We start from the raw sequence: 23,016 nt of genomic DNA, 5'->3' as shown, positions 1-23,016 counted from the left end.
TTCGTCTTCACCTACGACGCCTCCCGCGCCCACGAGAGCACCTGGCGCAGGAGGCGGATCAAGGCCTGCGCGAGCCGGAACCGTGCGCTGCGGCCGGGACGGTACGGGCCGTGAGCTGGCCGACCATGACGCGGACCACGGTCACGATGTCGGGGTCGTCGACGTAGTAGACCTGCCGGCGGCCCTCACGGCGGGAGCGGACCAGCCCGGCGAGTTTCAGTTTGGCCAGGTGCTGGCTGACCGCGGGCAGCGCGCCGCCGACCCGGTCGGCGAGGTGGGTGACATCGCTCTCGCCCTGGGACAGTGCCCACATGATGTGCAGTCGCGCGGCGGAGGCGAGGAGTCCGAACGCGGCGGCAGCCTCTGTCAGCACTTCGGCGGACGGATCCTCCAAACCACCGGCGAGTGTCGCCACGGTCCCCTCCCGTCCCGTTCCCCGGTCACTGTCGACGCACGTGTGCTGTCTCAGTGTAAGGGCGGCGGGGCGCCGTCCACGAGAGCGCCTCCAGTTCATCGATTGCGCAATGTAATAAGCGTGTGAAAGAACATCGACGACTTGTCGCCAGGCGCGGCAGAGCAGGTGAGCCCCTCCCTTAAGTCCTTAGGCTTGCGCAATCAGGCAACTTCTAGGTGTCGGTGCCCGGCGGAATCGCCCCGGCCCCGACCCGACTGGAGGACTACAACGTGGGCATCATCGGCTGGATCATCCTGGGTCTGCTCGCCGGAGCCATCGCCAAGATCCTGCTGCCGGGACGCGACCCGGGCGGCCTGATCGGCACCACGCTCATCGGGGTCGCTGGAGCGTTCGTCGGCGGCTGGGTCTCCTCTCGCTTCCTCGACCGCCCGGTGGAGAGTCACTTCTTCGACCTCTACACCTGGGGCGCGGCCATCGGCGGCTCCCTGGTACTGCTGATCGGCTATCGCCTGCTGTTCGGGAACTCGCGGAACTGATTCGAGGGGATGGTCCACCGATCGGGCCGAACTCGGCGGCTGGGGCGGCGAGGCGCAGTCCGTACCCGATGAGGAGGAGAAGGGCCGCCGCGGGAGCCGACACGAGCGGCGCGAGTACGGTGTCGGCGGCGTTGGCGTTGGCGTTGGCGTTGGCGTTGGCGTTGGCGTTGGGAAGTCTCGCGCGCCGGTCCTGCCCCCGATGCCGGGCAGGCTGGCTGGCAGACCCTTCTGTCGACCCGTGTCCGGCGGCTTCCCGAGGGGCCAGACAGCCCCGGTGCCGTTATCCACGGCAACCGTCATCTCCTCGGCGGCCGAACGCGAGCGAACCAGACGCAGCACCCTCTCGAAACCCCCGGTACAGCTCGCCGAAGACCATCGCGGTCTCGCTCGACGCGCCCTCCGACAGACCGGCCCCGGCGCCTCCTTGCTCAGCGAGGCGTTGCCAAAGCAATGGCCAAGGCTGTTGCGTGTGTGCCTCTTCGGCGGGCACGCGTGCGTCACCAACTACAGATGGGGTGACACCGCATGGAGATCTCAGGCGTGATCAGCGCGATTGTCATCGGCATCGTGATCGGCGTCCTCGGCCGGCTCGTGGTCCCCGGGCGCCAGCACATAGGCATGCTGTGGACGATCCTGATCGGCATCGTCGCCGCCTTCATCGGCACGGGCATCGCGGCAGGCCTCGATGTCGCCGACACCAAGGGCGTCGACTGGGTCGAGTGGCTCATCCAGATCGCCGTGGCCGCGCTCGGGGTGGCCGCGCTCAGCAAGGTGAAGGTGCGCCACTGACGGGCCGGCGCGTCCAGAAGGCGTGCAGTTCGACTCGAGGTCGCCTGCCGGATCGCGCCCACCGGCCCGATCCGGTGGGCGACGACCACTGCCCGGGTGCGGTCGCACAGGCGGTCCGACCCGGCCCGTTCATCCGTCGAGCGCTGTACCGCCCCTGAGTTGACGCCTCTCGCGGAGCAGGACGGCGACCGGCACGCGCACGCCGTAGCCCACCGCGCGCCTCGTGACGGACGTAGCGGTGTTCTCGACGCGGGCCAACTGATGCTCGGCCAGGTCCAGCAGAGCACGCTGCAACGGCCGGAAGCCGGGCACGGTGGAGTCCACGAGGGCTCGCGAGTCGGTCAACGACTTCCTGGTCCTACGGCAGGTCAGGGCCACCAACTCCCGTACGGCCGGGGTGTCCTGGCCCTGCTCGAGGTCGGCACGGGTGACGCCGAAGCGGTCCAGGTCCTCCTGCGGGAGGTAGAGGCGCCCTTCGGCCAGGTCGTCGGTGAGGTCGGTCAGGAAGTCCAGGCGTTGCAGACCTTCGGCGAACGACCGGCAACGGGACCGGAAGACCTCGTCGCCGCCGCCCTCGTACTGCAGGTCCTCGATCAGCATCAGGGCCGGCAGGGCGAGATTGTCGACGTAGCGCTGGAAGTCGGCTTCGGTGGCGTGACCGGTGAAGTGCAGTTCCTCGGTGGTGGCCTTGAGGTAGGTGTGCACCCAGTGATGGGGCAGCCGCCGTGCGGCCACGGTGTGCAGGAAGGCCCGCAGGACGGGGTCGTCGGCGCACCCTGACTCCAGTCCCACGGTGACCTGTTCGGCCCAGGCCCGCCAGCGGGGCAGGCGTTCGTGCAGCGGCCCCTGGTCGGCGAGGTCGTCGGTACGGGCCAGGAAGGCGTAGGCGGCGACCACGTGCGGGTGCAGTGCCGGAGCCACCAGCAGACGTACGGCGGCGTAGTGGGCGAGGATTCTGCGGGCGAAGACCCGAGCAGCCGTCGAATAGTCCGCGCGCAGGGCACGGTCGCGCACACCCGCGGCCGTCAGCCTGCGATCCCAACTCGGCACGTCGTACCGCCCTTTCCTCTCCGACTCGGCCCGCCGGACCGCCACGGCCCCGGTCGGGCACGGCGTCGAAAGGGCGGTCGGGGTGACCTTAGCCTTCTCCCAACTGCGGGCGTACACCGGTGACTTCTCAGTGAGCGGAGAGCTCGACGAGGTGCCGGACCGTGCCGACGGGATCGACGATCTGGTGGAGGTGTGCACCGGGCAAGTGGGCCACACGCCAGCCGCGTCGGCGCGCCTCGTCGGCAGGTCCGTCGTACGGCGGGCCGAACAGCAGGTAGGAGCAGGGGTGGTCGTCCCAGCCGTCGGGGACCGGAATGTGCTGCTCGTAGTAGGACAGGGGCAGAGCGGGCTGCTCCTCCACCACCTTCTGGCGCACCTGCGGATCGGCGAACATGGGGGCGATCTCTGCCTCGTCCCACCAGTCGGTCCAGCGCGGCAGCCTGCCGTTCACGGCCTTCGGGCGGAGGAACTCCAGCAACTCGGGCGAGGCGACAGGGGTGGGTCCGATACGGGCCGGCAGTGCGGCATCGACGAAGACCGAGGCGGTCACCGCATGGTCGAGGCCGGAGCGGATCGCCGGGAGGAACAGCCCCGCGTTGCTGTGGGCGACCAGCACGAGGGGGCTGTCGACCGGTACTTCGCGGAGGTCGTCGCGTACTGCGTCGACCACGCGGGGCCAGAAGGGCGCGGGGCCGGCGCCCACGTGCAGGAGTGACGGCACCCGTGCCCGGTGTCCCGCCGCCACCAGGTGTTCGGCGACGGGGTGCCAAGTCGAGGGTCCTACGGACGGACTGTGCACGAGAACGAAGATCGGCTGCATGGGACGATCCTGTCGCCCACGCTGTCGGAGCCGCGACCGGCTCGGCCGACAGCAGAGCGGCCGTACCGACGGTCAGGTGTGGAACAAGTTCCGCGCTCGCGAGGGCGCACATGTGGAGTCTCCGCATAGCCCACCCCAGAACTGTGTTGCCCCGCCACATGTGCCCGTCAATTGCGCGTTCCTACGGTGTGCGCATACATACCCGTCCCCACCGCACACGAGGAAGTGGCGCACATGGCCTCCGCAGCATCCGCTCCCCCGACGCCGAACAACTTGAGGCGCATCGTCGCCGCCAGCCTCATCGGCACCACCATCGAGTGGTACGACTTCTTCCTCTACGGCTCCGCGGCCGCCCTGGTCTTCAACAAGCTGTTCTTTCCCGACTCCGACCCGCTCGTCGGCACGCTGCTGTCGTTCCTGACGTACGCCGTCGGATTCGCCGCCCGTCCGCTCGGTGCCCTGGTGTTCGGGCACTACGGCGACCGGCTCGGACGCAAGAAGCTGCTGGTCCTGAGCCTGCTGCTGATGGGCGGGGCGACCTTCGCGATCGGGCTGCTGCCCACGCACGCGACCGTCGGCACGGCCGCCCCCGTGCTGCTGACCGTGCTGCGCCTGGTCCAGGGCTTCGCGCTCGGCGGAGAGTGGGGCGGAGCCGTACTCCTCGTGTCCGAGCACGGGGACGCCCGGCGGCGCGGCTTCTGGGCCTCGTGGCCGCAGACCGGCGCGCCGGCCGGACAACTCCTCGCCACGGGTGTGCTGTCGCTGCTGACCGCCGTGCTGTCGGACGCCGCGTTCGTCAGCTGGGGCTGGCGGATTCCCTTCCTGCTCTCCGGCGTCCTGGTGATCGTCGGCCTGTGGATACGGCTGTCCGTCGACGAATCCCCGGTGTTCAAGCAGGCGTTGGCGCAGGCGGAGGCCCGCAAGGCGGCGCGGGACGGCGCGGCCGAGAAGCTGCCGATCGTCTCCGTGCTGCGCCACCACTGGCGCGATGTGCTGGTCGCGATGGGCGCGCGCATGGCGGAGAACATCAGCTACTACGTCATCACCGCGTTCATCCTGGTCTACGCCACCACGTCGGCCGGAGTCTCCAAGCAGACCGCCCTCAACTCGGTACTGATCGCCTCGGCCGTGCACTTCGCGGTGATCCCCGCCTGGGGAGCCCTGTCGGACCGCGTCGGCCGGCGCCCCGTGTACCTGCTCGGCGCGGTCGGCGTGGGGCTGTGGATGTTCCCCTTCTTCTCGCTCATCGACACCGGCGGCTTCGGCAACATGATCCTCGCGGTGACCGTCGGGCTCGTCATGCACGGCGCCATGTACGCGCCCCAAGCGGCCTTCTTCTCAGAGATGTTCGCGACCCGGATGCGGTACTCCGGTGCCTCCATCGGCGCTCAGTTCGCCTCCGTCGCGGCAGGTGCCCCGGCACCTCTCATCGCCACCGCGCTCCTCTCCGACTACGGCAGCTCCACACCGATCGCCCTGTACGTCATCGCCGCGGCCGTCCTGACGATCGTCGCCGTAGGTGTCGCCAAGGAGACGCGCCACCGGGACCTGGCCGACGTCGAGCCGGACGACGAGCCGGAGCCCGCGGCCAAGTCCCCCGCCGCGGACGCCCGGACCGCCTGAACCCTGGACGGTGCCCGACCTCACCGGCCCCCGTACGCAACGCGCGTGCGGGGGTCAGTGCCGCGTCGGCGCCGACAACCGGTGCAGCCTCAGGGCCAGTTGGATCTCCAACGCGCGGGCGGGGCGCTGCCAGTCCTCACCGAGCAGACGGCCCACGCGCTCCAGGCGCTGGGCGACGGTGTTCACATGGACGTGCAGCTCGTCCTTGGTGCGGGCCGGGCTCATCCCGCACGCGAAGTAGGCGTCGAGGGTGCGCAGCAGATCGGTGCCCCGCCGGTCGTCGTACGCGACGACCGGGCCGATGGTCCGGTCGACGAAGCCCGCGATGTCCCGGTCACCGGCGAGGAGCAGTCCGAGGAATCCGAAGTCCTCGGCGGCGGCACCGTCTCCCGAGCGGCCCAGGAGGCGCAGCGCGTCGAGGCAGCGACGGCCCTCCTCGTAGGCCGCGGCAACGGCGTCCGGGCGGGCGGCGAGATCGCGGACCGGCGCCGAGGCGCCGACGGTCACCGCCTCGTGGACGGCTGTGCCGAGGTGTCCGGCGGTGCGGCGGGCCAGTTCGGTGGCCGTGTCCCCTGTGGTGAGGGGCAGCAGCAGGACGGTGCCGCCGTCGCGGGCGGCGGCCAGGCCGTGCCGGGTGGCAGCGAGGTGGGAGGACGCGGACCACAGGCGTCTGCGGGCGGCCGCCTCCTGGTCGGCGTCGGCCGCGGTGCCTTCGAGACGGGCGGCCAGCACGATGTGGGTGGCGTCGAGGTCGGCGTCCAGCCGGACGGCGCGTTCGCGCAGCAGCCGAGGATCGCGGTCGCGGGCGTCGAGCAGGTCGTCCAGGAGCTCGCCGCGCACCCGCTGTTCGGCCTCGGCGGCGGAACGCCGGGCCAGCAGGAGCAGCGAGGTGACCATCGCGGCGCGCTCCAGGGTGCGCTGGTCGACGGGGTCGAGTCCGGGGTGGCCGCGCAGCACGAGGGCACCCAGGAATTCTCCGCCGGCGGCGACCGCGGCGATCCAGTCGTCCTTGTGCCGCACGGCGTGGCCTTCGGCCCGGGAGGCCTCCAGCGCCTCGGCGGGCGCGACCTCGGAGAACTCGACCGTGCCGTCGAGGATCTCGGAGACGGCAGCGGCCACGTCGTGCACCCCGCCACCCCGCAGCACCAGTTCGGCGAGCCGGTCGTGGACGTCGGAGGCGCGCTCGATGACGCCGCTGTGATCCCGGATGATCTCGTTGGCCCGCTCCAGCTCGGTCAGGGCCGAACGGGTCTCGGTGAGCAGGTTCGCGGTGTCGATGGCGGCCGCGGCCAGCGCGGCGAAGGAACCGAGGAGCGCGATCTGCTCCCGCTCGAAGACGCGGGCACGCCGGTCCGCCGCGAACAGCACCCCGATGACGTGGTGCCCCAGCGTCAGCGGCACGCCGAGGATGGCGACCAGGCCCTCGTCCCGTACGCCCGCGTCGATGGTGAGGGTGTGCTGGAAGCGGTCGTCCTTGAAGTAGTCGTCGGTGACATAGGGACGGGCGGTCTGGGCGACCAGTCCGCCGAGCCCCTCGCCCATCCCGAGCCGCAGCTGCTGGAAGCGGGCCGCGACCGAGCCCTCGGTGACCCGCATGTAGGTGTCGCCCCGCGCCGGGTCGTTCAGGCTGAGGTAGGCCACGTCCGTGCCGAGCAGGGACCGGGCGCGCTGCACGATGGCCCGCAGCACGGCGTCCAGGTCTCGAAGCCCGGCCAGGTCGTGGGCGGTCTCGAACAGGGCGGACAGCTCGGCCTCCCGCCGGCGTCGGCCCTCCAGCTCGGAGCGCACCCGCAGGGCGACCGCCTTGGCCGCTTCGAGCGCGGCGATCCGCTCGGCCGGCCTTCCCTCGGCGCGGGCGATCAGCACCGGCTGCTCGTAGGCGTCGGCGGACGCGCCCCTGGCGAGCAGCTCGAGGAAGGGTGCCTCGGCACTGCCTGCGGGGCGCTCGGCGGACTGCACGTGATCGCTGGACATGCCCACAGGATTGCTCATCGCACGCTCACCCCGTCAGGCCTGTGGAAAACTCCGGGCGGCGTGACGTGCGGCCGGATGCCGGTCAGTGCGCGGTCCAGCCGCCGTCGAGGACGAGCGACGTTCCGGTGACGAAGGACGCCTGCGGGCCGCACAGGTACGCCACGGCCTCGGCGACCTCCTCCGGCTCGATGAGCCGCTTGAGCGCGCTGTCCTGGAGCAGCACCTCGGACACCACCCGCTCCTCGGGGATGCCGTGCGCAAGGGCCTGGTCGGCGATCTGCCGCTCGACCAGTGGGGTACGCACATAGGCGGGGTTCACACAGTTCGAGGTCACTCCGTGGGGGGCGCCTTCGAGGGCGGCCGTCTTGGACAGACCCTCCAGACCGTGTTTGGCGGCCACATAGGCCACCTTGTACGCCGAGGCGCGCAGGCCGTGGACCGAGGACACGTTGACGATGCGCCCCCACACCCCTGCCCGTACATGTGCGGCAGGGCGCCGCGGATCAGGCGGAACGGCGCCTCCAGCATCACGGTGAGCACCGTGTGGAACACCTCGGGCGGGAACTCCTCGATGGGGCGCACGAGTTGGAGGCCGGCGTTGTTGACGAGGACGTCGGTGCCCGCGGCGGCGTGTTCGGCGGCGTCCAGGTCGGTGAGGTCGAGGACCAGCGGTTCGACGGTGCCCGCCAGCCCCGCGGACCGCTCGGCGAGCGCGTCCAGACCGGCCGCGTCCCGGTCGACCGCTCTCACCTTGGCCCCGGCCGCCGCGAGCCGCAGCGCACAGGCGCGGCCGATGCCGCCGGCCGCGCCGGTGACGAGGGCGGTGCGGCCGCCGAGGTCGAGCGTGGGGGCGTGGGGGCCCGGGAGGGCGCTGCTAGCGGTCATGCTCCGATCCTAGGGAGCGCCCGATCCTCACTACATGTGGTGACACCCCATACTTCACTCTGAACTCGTAGGGTCGAACCATGTGGGTGCGTCGGTCAGTGCCTGCTTGATCCGCTGCAGCCCGAACTCGTTCAGTTCCGGGAGGGCGTCCACCGCGAACCACCCCACGTCCAGCGACTCGTCGTCGTTGACCCGCGCCTCGCCGCCGACGGCCCGGCAGCGGAACGAGATGTCCATGTACTGGCAGGTGTCGCCGTTGTCGTACGTCACGGGCTTGAGCGCCTGGACGACGATCACCCGCTCGACGACGCAGTGCACGCCCGTCTCCTCCTCGACCTCCCGCACGGCACAGGCCGCGGGCTGCTCCCCCGGTTCCGGGATGCCACCGATCAGCGACCACCTGCGGGTGTCCGAGCGCCGGTTGAGCAGCACTCTGCCTTCGTCGTCGAGGACGACGGCGCTGATGCCGGGGAGCCAGAGCAGTTCATGACCTATGGACCCGCGCAGGGTGCGGATGAAATCAGGAGTAGCCATGTCTGCGACCCTAACCGGCCGGTCATGGCGCCTTGGTGATCTTCAGGGGGCGTACGACCGGCGTACGGTTACGCGTCACCGGCGCGACGCCCTCGCACTCCGGCGCCGATCGCCCAGCCGAGCCCGCCCGCGGCGACCAGCACCAGGGCCATTTCGGGCAGGATACCCAGCCGGGTCGCCGGGGTCTCAGTCGACCGCAGCGGCACCTTCTGCACCAGCGAGTCGGCCACGAACATCCCGGTCCTCTGGGTGATCTTCCCGTCCGGCATGATGATCGCGCTGACGCCGCTGGTCACGGGCACGGTGACGGTCCGGCTGTGCTCCACGGCACGCACCCGTGACATGGCGAGCTGCTGGTAGGTCATCTCGCTGCGGTCGAAGGTCGCGTTGTTGCTCGGCACGGAGATCAGCTGCGCGCCGTCAGTGACCTCGGAGCGCACGGCCCAGTCGAACGCGGCCTCGTAGCAGGTGACCAGGCCGACCTTGGCGTTGGCCATCTGGAACACGCCCGGCTTGGTGCCCCGGCTGAAGTCCTGGCGGACCATGGAGGTCCAGTTCTTGTTGATCGCGCCGACGAGGGAGCGCAGCGGCAGGTACTCGCCGAACGGCTGGATCTGCCGCTTGTCGTAGGTGTCGGTGGGGCCCTTGACCGGGTCCCACAGGATCTGCTCGTTGTAGAGCTTGCCGTCCCGTTCGACGACGCCGCCGACGGAGATCGGCGCGTCGATGGCCTTGGCCGCCTGCTCGATGATCAAGGCCGCGTCCGCGTCGGTGAAGGGGTCGACGTCGGAGGAGTTCTCCGGCCACAGCACGATGTCGGGCTTCGCGATCTTGCCGGCCTTCACCTCGGCGGCCAGCCGCTCGGTCTCGCGCGCGTGGTAGTCGAGCACGGCCCGCCGCTGGGCGTTGAACTCCAGCCCCGCGCGCGGCACGTTGCCCTGGATGGCCGCGACGGTCACGGTGCCGTCCTCGGCCTTGTCGCTCACCAGCGTCCGGGCCGCGAGCGCTCCGACCACCGGCACGGCCACGCTCAGCAGGGCCACGGCCGCGGCCGGACGTCGTACGGCACCGGTCCCCCGCCGCTCCACGACCAGCCGAACGATCTCGTACAGGCCGAACCCGCACAGCACGACGGCGAAGCTCAGGACGGGCGTGCCGCCGACCGCGGCGAGCGGCAGGAAGACGCCGTCCGCCTGTCCGAACGCGATCTTGCCCCAGGGAAAGCCATGGAACGGCGCACGCGCGCGTGCGGCTTCTCCGGCGATCCACACGGCCGCCGCCCACACCGGCGAGCCCGGCAGCTTCGACACCGCGGCGACACCCACGCCGACCAGCGCGACGAAGATCGCCTCGATCGCCACCAGTGCCAGCCAGGGCCCGGGGCCGACCTCGACGCCGGTCCACACCAGCAGCGGCAGCAGGAAGCCCAGGCCGAAGAGATAGCCGAGACCGAAGGCCGCCTTCCAGCCGCGGCCGCGCAGCACCCAGCCGAAGACGGCGAAGGCGGGCACGGCCAGCCACCACAGGGTGCGTGGCGGGAAACTGACGTACAGCAGCACTCCGGAGAGCGCCGCGACGGCGGCCGGGACGAGACGACGGAGCCGGGCGGCCCAGCGGGAGGCGGGCGCGGACTGCGGTTCCAGCCGGTCCGACTCGTCCACGGAAGTTGCGGTGACGGTCACTCCGGGAGTGTACGGCCGTTGACCTTGACGTCGACAGCGCGGTCCGCCTGGTGACCGTGACCCGTGGCCGGGCACCTGAACCGTGATGCGCCCGGGCAACCCCGCGCAACTCGTCCACAAATCACCCATCAGCCGTTACGGTGTGCCGGAGTCCCTGTCGTACGGGCCGATGGCGTGCGGGCGGCGAGGACCACAGGTCGGGGGACCGGCGTTTCGGGGGGCGGGGTGGGTTCCACGGGGATGACGTCTGTGGCCGGTTCTACGGAGGACGGCGACAGACGAAACGTTTCCGACGCGGTGGGCGTGCTGGTGCTCGGAGCCAGTGCCACCTGGTCGCTGATCACCGCGGCCGCGCACGACGGCCGTCCGGAGGGCGTCCTGCTCGCCTTGCTGGCCGTGGCCGCTGGGTATGCCGCCGGCCGGATCTCGGGGGCGCTGCTGCCGGTCGCCGCCCCTTGCGCCGCCGCGCTGACCGGACTGGGCCTGGCGGTGGGGCTCCCCCACCTCGCGCCGGGCCCCGAGATCGCACCGCTCGGTCACGCGGGCGCGACGGCCGCCCTGCTGACGCTCGCCACCGGCGCGGCGTGCTGCGCCGCCTGGACCACCGGATCGCCCGCCCTGCGGCTCCTCCTGCGCCTGATGGCCGTCGGCATCGCGGTGGCCTCGGCCGCCCTGGGGTCGGTCTCCGGGCTGGTCACCTGTGCGGCGGTGCTGCTGTGCTCCCTCGCGGCGGGTCAGATGCGCCACCGCGGTCCGGGCATCGCCGGTCTCATCCTCGCCGCGACCGCGGTGACCGGCCTGACCTGGGCGGTGGCCGGGAACGCGGTACCGGACGGACTCGCCGAGTCGCTGCGCGGCCGGCTCACCCCGCACCGGATCGGCCTGTGGCACGACGCCCTGGGCCTGGCCCGCGAGGACACCGCCCTCGGGGTGGGACCGGGCCGCTTCGGTGGGCTCAGCACGACGGCGGCCCAGTCACCGCTGCCCGACGGGAAACCTCACTCGGCACCGCTTCAGATGGCCGCCGAGCAGGGGCTGGTCGGGGCACTTCTGCTGGGGGCGGCCTTCTGCTGGCTGCTGTACGCGCTGTGGCGCTCTGCCCGCTCCACGCCCGTCGTCCTCACCGCGGGCGCGGCGCTGACGGCGCTGGCGGCGATCGCCGCGGTCGGCAACGCGCTGAGCTTCACGATGGTGTCGGTGGGCGCAGGGCTCCTGGCAGGTCTGGCGACGGCCCACCCGCTGACCGAGGAACCGGCCCCGAAGTGACCGAGCGGCCCGGTCTCAGCGTCGCGGAGCCGTGGCGCCGGGCCGCAGCCGGTCGCGGATGACGCGTACGGCGGACTCGGCGTCGTCCACGGTGATCGTGAACGTGTGCCCGTCCCACAGTTGGAGGACCACACCCTCACCACGGCGTACGACGACCGCGGTGCCCTTCTCGGGGCGCCACCGGTAGCCCCAGCCGCCCCACTGGCGCGGGTTGACGTGGGGGGCGAACTCGGCACCGGCGACGTGCGCCAGCGGGATCCGCCGGCGCGGCACGCCGATGTGGCCGCAGCGCACCTCCAGGCACTCCATGTCGACCTTGAGGGCCACATGGACGAAGCCGAGCGTGAGGAAGAGGACGAGCAGTCCGGCCGCGATGCAGCCGACCACGGACATGACCAGCGGGGCGACGCCCGAGGTCCACGCCGAGTCGACGGCGAGTTCGACGCCGAGCGCCACGATCGCGGCGCCGCCGAGCGCCAGCAGCCACTGGATCCGGTTGGAGGCGCGACCGGTCCAGACGTCGGTGTGGTGCGAGGTCTGCTCGCCGTGGGGGTGGTCCCTCATGCCTACGAGGTTACTCAGGTTTCGCCGTGCGGGTACCTCGTCGCGGAGAGTGACTGCTCCGGGTGGGGCTTTCCGGCCCGCGCGGCGGTCAGCGGGCGGGCGTGGCCGTGCGCAGGAGCCGGCCTTCCGCGTAGGCCAGGGCGGGCGCGGGCAGGGCGCTTCCTTCGCGTCCGCTCAGCAGCACCGTGAGGGTGCCGGTGGCCTCGGCCTCGGGCGCGGGCTGCTCGCCGATCCGGCGCAGCGCCTGGGCGGCGACCGCTCCGGCGGAGCCGTGCAGGACGAGTGGCGGACGGCCGGGACGCTGCACGGCGGCGCGGATGCGCTCGGCGACCAGTTCGTAGTGGGTACAGCCCAGGACGACGGTCGTCACGTCCTCGGGGGTCAGGGCGGCGGCCGCGGCGACGGCGGCGTCGATGGCGGCCTCGTCGGCGTGTTCCACCGCCTCGGCGAGGCCGTGGCAGGGCACCTCGGTGGCCGGTACCCCGTCGGCGAACTCCTCGAGGAGCCCGCGCTGGTAGGGGCTGCCGGTGGTGGCGGGTGTCGCCCAGATGGCGAAGGGGCCGCCGCCGGACGCCGCGGGCTTGATCGCGGGGACGGTGCCGATGACCGGCAGATCCGGTTCGAGGCGGGCGCGCAGGGCGGTCAGGGCGTGCACGGTGGCGGTGTTGCAGCCGATGATCAGGGCTTGGGGACCATGGGCGGCGGCGGCCTCGGCGAGGGCCAGAGCGCGCCCGATGATGTCGTCCGGCGTCCGCGGGCCCCACGGCATGCCGTCGGGGTCGAGGGAGAGCACGAGATCGGCGTCGGGGCGCAGCCGCCGTACCGCGGCGGTGGCCGCCAGCAGGCCGATTCCGGAGTCCAGGAGCGCGATCTTCACCCGGCCACGATAGACGATATGCCCTTGAGCGCCGGTCCCGTGGGGCAGACTGCGCGCGTGAGCGCCATCGCGTGGACCGCCGCCGTATCCCTCGCCGCCTGGCTGTGGCTGCTGCTCTGCCAGGGCTTCTTCTGGCGTACGGATGTGCGGCTCCCGCCGGAGCGGGACCCGCAGGCCTGGCCCCCGGTGGGTGTGGTGGTGCCGGCGCGCGACGAGGCCGAGGTGCTGCCCGCGAGCCTTCCTTCTCTCCTGGCCCAGGACTATCCGGGCCGGGCGGAGGTCTTCCTCGTCGACGACGGCAGCACGGACGGCACCGGGGAGCTGGCCCGCGAGCTGGCGCGCCTGCGGGGCGGGCTGCCGTTGACCGTGTCCTCGCCGGGCGAACCGCCGGCCGGGTGGACCGGCAAGCTCTGGGCGGTGCGCCACGGTATCGGCCTGGCACGCGCGCGTGGCCCCGAGTACCTGCTGCTGACGGACGCCGACATCGCCCACGAGCCGGACAGCCTGCGGCGGCTGGTGGCCGCCGCGCACGCCGGGGGCTTCGACGTCGTCTCGCAGATGGCCCGGCTGCGGGTGGAGAGCCTGTGGGAGCGGCTCGTGGTGCCGGCGTTCGTCTACTTCTTCGCGCAGCTGTATCCGTTCCGCCGGATCGGCAAGAAGAGGGGGCTCGGACGGCGGCCGCGGCGGGCGGCTGCGTCCTGCTGCGCGCCGAAACCGCCGAGCGGGCGCGGATCCCGGACGCCATCCGGCAGGCCGTCATCGACGACGTGGCCCTCGCGCGGGCCGTCAAGGGCGGGGGCGGCCACATCTGGCTGGGCCTCGCCGAGCGGGTGGACAGCGTGCGTCCCTATCCCCGGCTGCACGACCTGTGGCGGATGGTGTCGCGCAGCGCCTACGCCCAGCTCCGCCACAACCCCCTGGTGCTGCTCGGAACGGTGGCCGGGCTCGCGCTCGTCTATCTGGTGCCGCCCGTCGCCGTCCTCACCGGTCTGGCCACGGGGAGTACGGCGACCGTGGTGACCGGTGCTCTCGCGTGGCTGGTCATGACGGGGACGTACGTCCCGATGCTCCGCTACTACCGGCAGCCGTTGTGGCTCGCACCCCTGCTGCCGTTCACCGCGTTCCTCTATCTCCTGATGACGGTCGACTCGGCGGTGCAGCACTACAGGGGGCGCGGCGCGGCCTGGAAGGGCCGCACCTACGCGCGCCCGGACGCCGTCGCTGGCGAGGAGGGGTGAGGCCTCACTTGCGGCCCGGTGTCCAGTTCATGCCCCAGCCGTAGACGTGGTCCACCGTCCGCTGCGGGCTCACCCCGCGGTCGGGCACCAGATAGCGGGCCTCGCGCTGGACGACCAGGTCGTCGCCGGTGCTGGTGATCAGGGCCAGCGCGCACACCGTCGAGGGCACCGTGCACTCGTCGAGGGAGAAGTCGATCGGGGCGCCGTACTGCGGCTGGAGGGTGACCGTGGCGTGCAGGTCGGCGAAGGAACGCGCCCCCTCGTAGATGGTCACGAAGACCAGGATGCGCCGGAAGTCCCGCTTGTGGTCGAGGTTCACGGTGAGGTTCTCGCCGCTCGCGAGGGCACCGGTGCGGTCGTCGCCGTCGAGGTGGATGTACGGCGGCTGGTGCAGGGCTCCATAGGCGTTGCCCAGCGCCTGTACGACCCCCTTGCGGCCGTCGGCGAGTTCGTAGAGGGCGCACAGATCGAGGTCGAGGTCGGCGTGCATGGCCACCGCGCGACCGCGCTTGCTGCCCCAGCCCGAGAACTGTTTGCGTACCTGCCAGTTGAGGTTCACGCGCATCGCGCCCGACGTGCCGCCCTGTTTGGCGAGGGAGACCGAAGGCGCCGACTTGGTCAGCGTGACCTTGGAGAGGCGGACCGGTTGCGAGGCCGGGGCGGGCGCCGGGGCCGTGGGGGCTGCCTGCTGGGGTTCGTCCACGGTGATACCGAAATCCGTTGCCAGACCTTCCAGTCCGCTGTCGTAGCCCTGACCCACGGCGCGGAACTTCCAAGCGCCTTGACGGCGATAGAACTCTCCGAGCACGAAAGCGGTTTCCACGGTCGCACCCGCACTGTCGAATCGCGCCGCCACCGTGCCCTGAGCGGCGTCCTGTACCTCGATGTAGAGATCCGGGATCTGGGCGAAGGTCCCGCCGTCCGCGGAGGCGGCGAGTACGACCGTCTCCACCGACGGCTCCACGCGCGCGAGGTCGACGAGCAGTGTGTCGGTCACCCGGCCGTCGTCGGTCCGTTTGCCCTCGTGGCGGACCGCTCCGGAGGAGTGCTGCGGCTGGTTGTAGAAGACGAAGTCGGCGTCGGAGCGGACCTTTCCGCCGACGAGCAGCAGGGCCGAGGCATCCGCGTCGGGGACTCCGGGTCCGGAGCGCCAGCCCAATTCGACGCGCAGTGCCGTCGTGGGCACCGGAGCGTTCGACCCTTTCGACATTGACATGTCCGCCCCCATCAGGTGTCGGCAGGCCAGGACTCGCCCCGGCGGTCCTTCGGGTTCTACCCGCACAACCTATTCCCCAGGGACAGCGAACTCCCATCCCACGGACAGGAAGATCGCCGGTCAACCGTCGGTAACCCGCCGGGAACTCGGCCTTTACACGGATCGGGCCTGGATTGGCGTCCTTTTTTGCCGAGTTCGCTCGCATTGGGGATCCCACGTCACTGCGGACACGGAAAACAACCCTCTTATCGGTCTCCCCAACCAGCACATCGTGGGCTTAACTTATGTGCCATGACCTCCCCCCGCTCCACTTATGGCGGCGGCTACTACTCCGCCTCCTTCCCGGACACTCCGATCTACGACTCGCTCGTGGCCGAGCGGGGCACCCCGCAGATCGCCCCGATCCGGGTCCCTGCCGCGTACGACGTCCCGGCGAGCAACCTGCCGGCGCTTCCGTCCGGGCTGCCCGCTCTTCCCGCGGGTCCCTCCTACTCCTCCTACGGCTACCCGCAGGCGCAGCAGCCCTCTCCGCTGCAGCAGGCGCCCGGGGCGTACATCCCGCAGCAGGCGGCCGCGCCTCGCGGTTATCCCGGGCCGCAACAGCAGCAGCCGCGTCCGGCCGGCCAGGGCATGGGCACGGGCTACGAGGCGATGCGCCCCGCGGCTCCCCGGCCCGCTCCGGCGGCTCCCTACCAGGATCCGTACAACAACCAGCAGTACCGCGGGTACTGATTCCCCTCCCGGGCTGTCGGTGCCACCTGGCACGATGGCCTCATGGGGAATGCGCAGCTGCTGTCGATTCACGTCCATCCGGTCAAGGCGTTCCGGGGTCTGGCACCGCGGGAGGCCGAGGTGGAGCCCTGGGGGCTGGCCGGAGACCGGCGCTGGGCGCTGGTCGACGACGGGGGAAAGGTCGTCACACAGCGACAGCAGCCGCGCCTCGCGCTGGCCGCCGCCGAGCTGCTCCCCGGCGGCGGCGTCGTTCTGTCCGCGCCCGGCATGGATCCGCTGACCGTGCCGGTCCCCGAGTCGGCCGAGACCGTCACGCTGGATCTCTTCGGGGACAAGGTCGAAGGGGTACCCGCCGCCGACACGGCCGCGCACGCGTGGTGCAGCGAGTACCTCGGCGCCGGGACCCGCCTCGTCCACATGGACGACCCCGCCAACCGCCGCCCGGTCGAACCCGAGTACGCGCTGCCGGGCGAGACCGTCACCTTCGCCGACGGATATCCGCTTCTGCTCGTCTCCGCGGCCTCCCTGGACGCCCTCAACTCCCTCATCGCCGAAGGCCGGCACGCGGCCGAGGGCCCCCTGCCCATGAACCGTTTCCGGCCGAACGTCGTCGTGGGCGGCACCGACGCCTGGGCCGAGGACGACTGGTCGCTCCTCGCGATCGGGGACGTGACCTTCCGGGTGGCCAAGATGTGCGGGCGCTGCGTGGTGACCACGACCGACCAGGCCGCCGCCGTCCGCGGCAAGGAGCCCCTGCACACCCTGGGCCGGCACCGCCGCTTCGGCAGCAAACTGGTCTTCGGACAGAATCTGGTGCCCCGGTCCCGCGGCACCATCCGGGTCGGCGACACGGTGAGGATTCTCGAATAGCGAGCGGCGGGTCGACGCGGCGGCGGTGGACAAAGTTCCGCCAAAGATCAACCCGGGCCTCGGCCGCGGGAACACCGCCCGGGTGCCTGCACGTTGGGACCTTCATGAGGAGTTCATGAGAGGACCCGGCCGCAGGTGATTTCGCTCTCTCTTCGGCCGGTCCCTCGCGTGAACGACTCCGTCGGGGGTTATCACGGAGCGGGGAAGGGGGTGCGGACGGTGCGAGCGATCAGTGGACTCTGGCGTTGGCGGCGCAACCCGCTGCGCCGCGGGACCGACCTGGCCGAGGCCTGGGTGGGCCTGCTGGCCCTGCTGCTGATCCTGGTCGTCGGACCGGTGGTCGGGTCCGTCACCGGGGGCGTGGCCCAGGACGCGCTGCAGCGGTCGGTCCGTGAGCAGCAGGAATCCCGCCGGCTGGTGACGGCGACCGTGATCCGCAAACTGGACCGCTCACCGCTGGACGCCGACCCCGAGGCCGCCTCGGGGCGGGATGTGCGCAGCCGGGTGGTGGCCGACTGGACCGCGCCGGACGGCACCACGCACAAGGGCACGGTGACGGCCGCCCTCCAGACCCCGCACCGCGGCGACCACTTCAGTCTGTGGACGGACCTCCACGGACGGATAGCGGCCCGGCCGCTGGACTCCGCGACCGCCAGCACCCATGCCGTCCTCGCGGGCACCGGGGCGGCCCTGCTGACCGCGGGCCTGATCGAGGGCGGCAGGCGGCTCGCCGTCTGGCGCATGGTCCGCCGCCGGTACGCCCGTTGGGACCAGGCCTGGGACCGCGCGGGCCCGGACTGGGGCCGGACCGGCACCGGCAGTTGACGGCCTTACGGCTCTGGTCAACCCACCACCCGCGCGCACGCTACGGTGGACCGGCCGAGGTTCTTCGGCAGCACAAACCCGCGTACGTCGAGGTGGGGGCACAGCAACGCCATGGCACAGGGCACGGTCCAGGTGACGCACACCGGTACATCGCGGTGGCGGCGCCGCACGGGTGAGTACGCGTCCCTCGCCGCCGCCCTGGAGGCCGCGGCCGACGGCGACGTGCTCACGGTCGCGCCCGGCACCTACCGGGAGAACCTCGTCGTGCAGCGGGCGGTGACCCTGCGCGGCCCCGAGGGTTCGCCCGGTTCCGTGCGCATCGCGCCCCTGGACGGGGTGCCGTTGACGGTGCGCGCCTCCGCCGTGGTGCAGGATCTGCACGTGGAGGGCCAGGACGCCGCCGCGCCCGCCCTGCTCGTCGAGGAGGGCACCCCGGAGCTCTCCGACATCCGGGTCGTCACCCGGTCCGCGGCCGGCATCGAGGTCCGCGGCGGAGCCCGCCCGACCGTGCGGCGCTGCACCGTCGACAACCCGGCCGGCATCGGCATCGCCGTACTGGACGGCGCGGGCGGGGTCTTCGAGGAGTGCGAGATCGTGGCGGCCGGCCAGTCCGGCATCGCGGTGCGCGGCGGTGCCCATCCCCGCCTGGAGCGCTGCCGGGTCCACCACACCTCCGGTGCGGGACTTGCGGCCACCGGCGAGAACTCCGCGCTGGAGGCCGTGGGTTGCGAGATCTACGAGGTCCGCGGCAGCGGTGTGCAGATCACAGGCCGGGCCACCGCCCACCTCACCGACTGCGATGTGCACCGCACCACCGGCGACGGCGTCACGCTCGACACCGACGCGGTGCTGACCCTCGCCGACTGCCGTATCCACGACATCCCTGAGAACGCGGTCGACCTGCGCTCCCGTTCGGTGCTCACCCTGACCCGCACGACGGTCCGTCAGTTCGGGCGCAACGGCCTGTCGGTGTGGGATCCGGGCACGCGCGTGGACGCCAACCAGTGCGAGATCTTCGACAGCACCGGCGACTACCCGGCCGTCTGGGTCAGCGACGGTGCCACCGCCGTACTGGACTCCTGCCGGGTGCACGACGTGCCGGACGCCCTGTTCGTCCTGGACCGCGGCTCCCGCGCGGACGTCGTCGACAGCGACATCTCCCAGGTCCGCAACACGGCCGTGTCGGTGAGCGACGGGGCCACCGCGCAGCTCGACGACTGCCGGATCAGGGACGCGGCGACCGGCGCCTGGTTCCGCGACCACGGCAGCGGCGGCAACCTCAACAACTGCACCGTGGACGCCACCCAGACCGGCGTGATCGTCACCAAGGGCGCCGACCCGACGATCGAGCGCTGCACAGTCGACTCCCCCGCCGAGGCGGGCTTCTACGTGTCGGCGGGCGGCCGCGGCAGCTTCCTGAACTGCCGAGTGACGGGCAGCGGCGGGTACGGCTTCCATGTGATAGACGGCTGCCGTACGACGCTGAAGAAGTGCCGCACCGAGCGCTGCGCGCGCGGGGGCTATGAGTTCGCGGACGCCCCGGACGCGGCCGCCGGTGCGGGTCCCGTCGTCGAGGACTGCACCAGCGACGAGAGCGGGGGCCTGACCCCGCCCGCGGCCCGCGAGACCGCCGTACAGAACGACTCCCGCGCGCCCGGCCTGCTGGGTGCGATCCCCGGCCAGCGGATCACCGAGCAGGAGCCGCTGGTCGTCCCCGCGGCGCCGGAGAAGCCCTCGCGCACCTCGAAGGCCGTTCTCGGCGAACTCGACGCGCTGGTGGGCCTGGACAGCGTCAAGCGCGAGGTGCGAGCGCTCACCGACATGATCGAGGTGGGCCGGCGCCGCCAGGAGGCGGGCCTCAAGGCGGCGTCCGTCAAGCGCCATCTGGTCTTCACCGGTTCCCCCGGCACCGGCAAGACGACGGTCGCCCGGCTCTACGGCGAGATCCTCGCCTCCCTCGGTGTCCTGGAGAAGGGCCATCTGGTCGAGGTGTCCCGCGTCGACCTGGTCGGCGAGCACATCGGTTCCACCGCGATCCGCACCCAGGAGGCCTTCGACAAGGCGCGCGGCGGAGTGCTGTTCATCGACGAGGCGTACGCGCTGTCACCGGAGGACTCGGGCCGGGACTTCGGCAAGGAGGCCATCGACACGCTGGTGAAGCTGATGGAGGACCACCGGGACGCGGTCGTGGTGATCGTCGCGGGCTACACCGCCGAGATGGAGCGGTTCCTGTCGGTCAACCCGGGTGTGGCCTCCCGCTTCTCACGGACCATCACCTTCAGCGACTACAACCCCGAGGAACTGCTCAGCATCGTGGAGCAGCAGGCCGAGGAGCACGAGTACCGGCTGGCGCCGGGCGCCGCGGAGGCTCTGCTGAAGTACTTCACGGTGCTGCCCAAGGGCCCCGCCTTCGGCAACGGCCGGACCGCGCGCCAGACCTTCGAGGCGATGGTGGAGCGGCACGCGAGCCGGGTCGCCCAGGTGGACGACCCGACCACGGACGATCTGACCCTGCTCTACGCCGAGGATCTGCCCGAGTCGTCCTGAGCCCGCGGGCCCGGTACGTCCGGCTGCAAACGGCCCAGCAGTTTCGCCCGCTCCTCGGCGAAGACCGGGTCGGCCTGGTAGTCGGAGTGGCCCAGGATCTGTGAGGGCAGCGGGTGCAGGTCGGTACGGCCGTAGGCGAGCGGGTCCTTCAGGGGTTCCCGGTCCACTTCGGGGCCGCAGTCGCCGGGCAGCCGGACCGGGCCGCCGATGGGGTCGGTGAGCCGGTAGAGGTTGCGCCAGCAGTCCACGTCGTGGTGCAGGGCGGTGAGCGCGGCCGGACCGAAGTGGGCCGGGAACCAGCGGCCGTAGAGACGCTCCAGCGGGGAGCCGTAGGTCAGCAGGGCGACCCGCTTGCGGACCGACGGCTCCAGCTGCCAGGCCGCGGCGGCGGCGAGCACGCTGCCCTGGGAGTGGCCGGAGATGACCAGCCGGCCGCGGGTGGTGCGGGTCCAGGTCGCGATCCGCCAGGTCAGGTCCGGTACGGCGCGCTCGGCGTAGCAGGGCGGAGCGAAGGGGTGGGCGGCGCGCGGCCAGAAGGTGCCCACGTCCCAGAGGATGCCGATGGTCCGGCGCGCGGAGGGGTCCTTGTAGGCGCGGCGGCCCCAGGTGACGAACAGGATGAAGCCGAGTCCGATCAGCCAGGAACCGAGCGCCTGCGCGGTCTCCGCGGCGCTCTCGACGAAGGCGTACGCCCCCTCGGCGGCCTTGCCGGGTGTCTTGTGGGAGGTCAGGGCGCCCACGAGCGCTCCGGCGCCCAGGAGCAGGGTGCTGGCCGAGGTCACCCCGATCAGACGGGGCCCCCGGTCCGTCAGCGCGGCCATCGCGCGGGTGCGGGCGATGCGGCGGGTTCGTTGCGCGTCCTTGGGCTCCGCGGGGTACTCGCTCTCCACCGCGCCCAGTTGGGCCCGCCCGGAGCGCCAGGTGCGCAGGCCGAGCCAGGCGCAGTGCCCCAGCAGCACGACGAGGACCAGCGGGATCACGGAGGCCTGCCAGGTCAGCAGGACCGGCGGTCCGAGGATGGTCGCGCCGGTGCCGTCCAGCCAGTCCGCCACGCGCTGCGACACGCCGCCGGACATCACACCGCCGAGGGCGCAGGCCAGCATCGCCACGGCGGGTCCGCCGAGGCCCCGCATCGCGGAGCGGGGGTCGGGATGCGTGCGGTACAGCAGGTGGGCGACCGCGGCCAGGGCGATGATCAGCAGGCCCTGCACGAAGGCGATGCCGCCGAAGGTGGCGTCCCCCGACAGCCTGCCGTGCGACTCCCACCCGGGCCGTGCCCACCCGGCGTACACCGCGGCGAGGGCGAGCAGGACGAGCGCGGCGAGCGGCAGACGTCGTACGAGGTGCTCGTCGAGCTGCCGGTCGAGATGCTTCTCGCTGCGGCCGCGGCGGCACACCACCCAGACGACGGCGACCCCACCGGCGACGAGACCGGCCTCCAGGACCCGGCCGAGCGTGTCGAGCAGTGCGGAGCCGCCCGGTGCGCGGTCGAAACGGGCCGCCGTCGAGCTGACCGCCGCGGCGATCGTCAGCAGGCCCGCGGCGGTGTGCGCGGCCCGCAGGCGGGCGACCAGACGGCGGCCGTACCAGAAGCCGGGCCGGCCGAGTGCGGTGCGGCCGTTGTCCTCCTCCGGATCGCCCTCGCGGGACATGGGCTGCTGGGACTCGTAGGCGCTCCAGGTGCGGTGGGACAGGTACCAGAGGAGGCCGGTGAGCGCGGCCGGGACCAGGGCCGCGAGGGCGAGGCGGCGGCCCGGCCTGCTCCACCAGCCGCCGTCCGACACGTCGGGCGACAGGAAGCCCAGCCAGGAGTGCGACTCGGCACACGCGCGTGTGCCCGCGCACTGCCAGGCCGCGAGGTCCAGGGCGACCTCGCAGGCGGCGGCGACCAGCAGAACGGTCAGGGTCAGACCGGCGAGTCGTACCAGCAGGCCGTAGAGGCGCACGGTCCTTTTGCGGCCGCGTGCGGTGGGGCGCATCCAGTGGGCGAGGTTGACCACCATGAACGGCAGCAACAGCAGCCACAGGGCGCGGGTGCCGTTGCCGGAGGTGAGGTTGCACCAGACGTACGCCTCGGGCACCGGGCCGGTGCGGCCCTCGCGCGGTCTCTTCTCGGCATCGACGTCGTCGGCGCGCCGGAAGACGGCCGCGATGTCGTCGCCGGTGATCCGCACCGTGCGCGGATCGTCGAGCATCTTCTCCGGCGTGGTGCCGCCCACCCCGTGGACCAGGAGTTCCAGGGCGGTTCCGGATTCTTCGGGCCGGGCGGCCGAGCCGTCCCCGCCCATGGTCGTGACACGTTCCACTGTCTTCGCACTTCCCCCGTGACGCGCTGTCGGCATCTGTCCGTGCGGGCACAAGGATCTCCGGTCTGCGCAGTGCGCACACCCCTCGTCACGGAATCTCCCCGATCCGGGTGACAGCCAAAGCCCGGGTGTCACCCCGGTGGCAAGAGGGTGACGGGGCGGTCGGTGGCACTCCCCGCCGGGGCCCGTGCGAGTATGGGACGTCCCGCGCACCAGGGTCGGGCAAAATGTGCTTGTGGGAGAGGGTGCGCAGGGCATGTCGGACGG

Annotated in this window: 18 protein-coding genes and 2 pseudogenes; 9 read left to right on the top strand and 11 right to left on the bottom strand. The window is 72.0% G+C overall.

Annotated elements, in window-relative coordinates:
• Positions 1 to 58 precede the first annotated feature (58 nt).
• A complete protein-coding gene (locus M2157_RS42855; RefSeq protein WP_280855760.1) occupies positions 59 to 415 on the bottom strand; it encodes a metalloregulator ArsR/SmtB family transcription factor in 357 nt (118 codons plus the stop codon).
• A 269-nt stretch (positions 416 to 684) separates the two neighbouring features.
• Between M2157_RS42855 and M2157_RS42850 the strand changes: the two genes are divergently transcribed.
• Together M2157_RS42850 and M2157_RS42845 are read left to right on the top strand one after the other, a co-directional pair.
• Positions 685 to 951 carry a GlsB/YeaQ/YmgE family stress response membrane protein gene (locus M2157_RS42850; protein ID WP_280858922.1) on the top strand — a complete coding sequence of 89 codons (267 nt, stop codon included), beginning with the start codon at positions 685 to 687 and terminating at the stop codon, positions 949 to 951.
• Between the two features lie 525 nt (positions 952 to 1,476).
• On the top strand, positions 1,477 to 1,740 hold the full coding sequence (locus tag M2157_RS42845) for a hypothetical protein (RefSeq protein WP_069758748.1): 264 nt from the start codon (positions 1,477 to 1,479) through the stop codon (positions 1,738 to 1,740).
• 129 nt (positions 1,741 to 1,869) lie between these two features.
• Here M2157_RS42845 and M2157_RS42840 read toward each other — a convergent pair whose 3' ends face one another.
• Positions 1,870 to 2,790 (bottom strand): squalene/phytoene synthase family protein, encoded by a 921-nt coding sequence (locus M2157_RS42840; protein WP_280855761.1) that lies wholly within the window; start codon positions 2,788 to 2,790, stop codon positions 1,870 to 1,872.
• 127 nt (positions 2,791 to 2,917) lie between these two features.
• Positions 2,918 to 3,610 (bottom strand): alpha/beta hydrolase, encoded by a 693-nt coding sequence (locus M2157_RS42835; RefSeq protein ID WP_280867879.1) that lies wholly within the window; start codon positions 3,608 to 3,610, stop codon positions 2,918 to 2,920.
• Between the two features lie 234 nt (positions 3,611 to 3,844).
• Here M2157_RS42835 and M2157_RS42830 point away from each other — a divergent pair, with 234 nt between their 5' ends.
• A complete protein-coding gene (locus tag M2157_RS42830) occupies positions 3,845 to 5,233 on the top strand; it encodes an MFS transporter (RefSeq protein ID WP_280855763.1) in 1,389 nt (462 codons plus the stop codon).
• Positions 5,234 to 5,287: 54 nt separating this feature from the next.
• Here the strand turns inward: M2157_RS42830 and M2157_RS42825 are convergent, their stop codons facing one another.
• The 4 genes and pseudogenes from M2157_RS42825 to lnt form a co-directional block, all read right to left on the bottom strand.
• Positions 5,288 to 7,207 (bottom strand): GAF domain-containing protein, encoded by a 1,920-nt coding sequence (locus M2157_RS42825; RefSeq protein ID WP_280867878.1) that lies wholly within the window; start codon positions 7,205 to 7,207, stop codon positions 5,288 to 5,290.
• Positions 7,208 to 7,289: 82 nt separating this feature from the next.
• A pseudogene (locus M2157_RS42820) lies at positions 7,290 to 8,092 on the bottom strand (3-hydroxybutyrate dehydrogenase).
• Between the two features lie 54 nt (positions 8,093 to 8,146).
• Positions 8,147 to 8,626: an NUDIX domain-containing protein gene (locus M2157_RS42815; RefSeq protein WP_280855766.1), complete on the bottom strand. Its 480-nt coding sequence runs from the start codon at positions 8,624 to 8,626 to the stop codon at positions 8,147 to 8,149.
• A gap of 68 nt (positions 8,627 to 8,694) precedes the next feature.
• On the bottom strand, positions 8,695 to 10,308 hold the full coding sequence (lnt, locus tag M2157_RS42810) for an apolipoprotein N-acyltransferase (protein ID WP_280855767.1): 1,614 nt from the start codon (positions 10,306 to 10,308) through the stop codon (positions 8,695 to 8,697).
• Between the two features lie 240 nt (positions 10,309 to 10,548).
• Here lnt and M2157_RS42805 point away from each other — a divergent pair, with 240 nt between their 5' ends.
• Positions 10,549 to 11,574, top strand: a complete 1,026-nt coding sequence (locus M2157_RS42805) for an O-antigen ligase family protein (protein WP_280855768.1) — start codon at positions 10,549 to 10,551, stop codon at positions 11,572 to 11,574.
• A 15-nt stretch (positions 11,575 to 11,589) separates the two neighbouring features.
• Here the strand turns inward: M2157_RS42805 and M2157_RS42800 are convergent, their stop codons facing one another.
• Both M2157_RS42800 and M2157_RS42795 read right to left on the bottom strand, forming a co-directional pair.
• Positions 11,590 to 12,138, bottom strand: a complete 549-nt coding sequence (locus tag M2157_RS42800) for a hypothetical protein (protein ID WP_266523765.1) — start codon at positions 12,136 to 12,138, stop codon at positions 11,590 to 11,592.
• Between the two features lie 88 nt (positions 12,139 to 12,226).
• Positions 12,227 to 13,015 carry an aspartate/glutamate racemase family protein gene (locus tag M2157_RS42795; protein ID WP_280855769.1) on the bottom strand — a complete coding sequence of 263 codons (789 nt, stop codon included), beginning with the start codon at positions 13,013 to 13,015 and terminating at the stop codon, positions 12,227 to 12,229.
• Between the two features lie 18 nt (positions 13,016 to 13,033).
• Between M2157_RS42795 and M2157_RS42790 the strand changes: the two are divergent.
• A pseudogene (locus tag M2157_RS42790) lies at positions 13,034 to 14,253 on the top strand (glycosyltransferase).
• Between the two features lie 4 nt (positions 14,254 to 14,257).
• Here the strand turns inward: M2157_RS42790 and M2157_RS42785 are convergent.
• Positions 14,258 to 15,463: a TerD family protein gene (locus M2157_RS42785; protein WP_280868350.1), complete on the bottom strand. Its 1,206-nt coding sequence runs from the start codon at positions 15,461 to 15,463 to the stop codon at positions 14,258 to 14,260.
• 297 nt (positions 15,464 to 15,760) lie between these two features.
• Between M2157_RS42785 and M2157_RS42780 the strand changes: the two genes are divergently transcribed.
• The 4 genes from M2157_RS42780 (at position 15,761) to M2157_RS42765 (ending at position 20,443) form a co-directional block, all read left to right on the top strand.
• A complete protein-coding gene (locus tag M2157_RS42780) occupies positions 15,761 to 16,201 on the top strand; it encodes a DUF6643 family protein (protein WP_280855771.1) in 441 nt (146 codons plus the stop codon).
• Positions 16,202 to 16,243: 42 nt separating this feature from the next.
• Entirely contained in the window at positions 16,244 to 17,071 is an 828-nt protein-coding gene (locus M2157_RS42775) for an MOSC N-terminal beta barrel domain-containing protein (protein WP_280867877.1), read from the top strand.
• A 219-nt stretch (positions 17,072 to 17,290) separates the two neighbouring features.
• Positions 17,291 to 17,896, top strand: coding sequence for a hypothetical protein (locus tag M2157_RS42770; RefSeq protein WP_280867876.1), 606 nt, complete (start codon positions 17,291 to 17,293; stop codon positions 17,894 to 17,896).
• A gap of 111 nt (positions 17,897 to 18,007) precedes the next feature.
• A complete protein-coding gene (locus M2157_RS42765; protein WP_280867875.1) occupies positions 18,008 to 20,443 on the top strand; it encodes a right-handed parallel beta-helix repeat-containing protein in 2,436 nt (811 codons plus the stop codon).
• Here M2157_RS42765 and M2157_RS42760 read toward each other — a convergent pair.
• The gene (locus M2157_RS42760) at positions 20,413 to 22,731 is read right to left on the bottom strand and encodes a hypothetical protein (protein WP_280858924.1); all 2,319 of its coding nucleotides are present in this window, start codon (positions 22,729 to 22,731) and stop codon (positions 20,413 to 20,415) included. The genes M2157_RS42765 and M2157_RS42760 overlap by 31 nt on opposite strands.
• Positions 22,732 to 23,016: the final 285 nt, after the last annotated feature.

It is taken from the genome of Streptomyces sp. SAI-127, assembly GCF_029894425.1.
In the GTDB taxonomy this organism is placed as follows: domain Bacteria; phylum Actinomycetota; class Actinomycetes; order Streptomycetales; family Streptomycetaceae; genus Streptomyces.
This window is presented reverse-complemented; position numbering and strand designations above follow the sequence as displayed.

Coding starts and splice junctions, on each gene's coding strand:
- M2157_RS42845 (WP_069758748.1), top strand. CDS start 1,477: ATGGAGATCTCAGGCGTGATCAGCGCGATTGTCATCGGCATCGTGATC.
- M2157_RS42835 (WP_280867879.1), bottom strand. CDS start 3,610: ATGCAGCCGATCTTCGTTCTCGTGCACAGTCCGTCCGTAGGACCCTCG.
- M2157_RS42830 (WP_280855763.1), top strand. CDS start 3,845: ATGGCCTCCGCAGCATCCGCTCCCCCGACGCCGAACAACTTGAGGCGC.
- M2157_RS42825 (WP_280867878.1), bottom strand. CDS start 7,207: ATGTCCAGCGATCACGTGCAGTCCGCCGAGCGCCCCGCAGGCAGTGCC.
- M2157_RS42815 (WP_280855766.1), bottom strand. CDS start 8,626: ATGGCTACTCCTGATTTCATCCGCACCCTGCGCGGGTCCATAGGTCAT.
- M2157_RS42805 (WP_280855768.1), top strand. CDS start 10,549: ATGACGTCTGTGGCCGGTTCTACGGAGGACGGCGACAGACGAAACGTT.
- M2157_RS42800 (WP_266523765.1), bottom strand. CDS start 12,138: ATGAGGGACCACCCCCACGGCGAGCAGACCTCGCACCACACCGACGTC.
- M2157_RS42785 (WP_280868350.1), bottom strand. CDS start 15,463: ATGTCGAAAGGGTCGAACGCTCCGGTGCCCACGACGGCACTGCGCGTC.
- M2157_RS42780 (WP_280855771.1), top strand. CDS start 15,761: ATGACCTCCCCCCGCTCCACTTATGGCGGCGGCTACTACTCCGCCTCC.
- M2157_RS42775 (WP_280867877.1), top strand. CDS start 16,244: ATGGGGAATGCGCAGCTGCTGTCGATTCACGTCCATCCGGTCAAGGCG.
- M2157_RS42765 (WP_280867875.1), top strand. CDS start 18,008: ATGGCACAGGGCACGGTCCAGGTGACGCACACCGGTACATCGCGGTGG.
- M2157_RS42760 (WP_280858924.1), bottom strand. CDS start 22,731: ATGGGCGGGGACGGCTCGGCCGCCCGGCCCGAAGAATCCGGAACCGCC.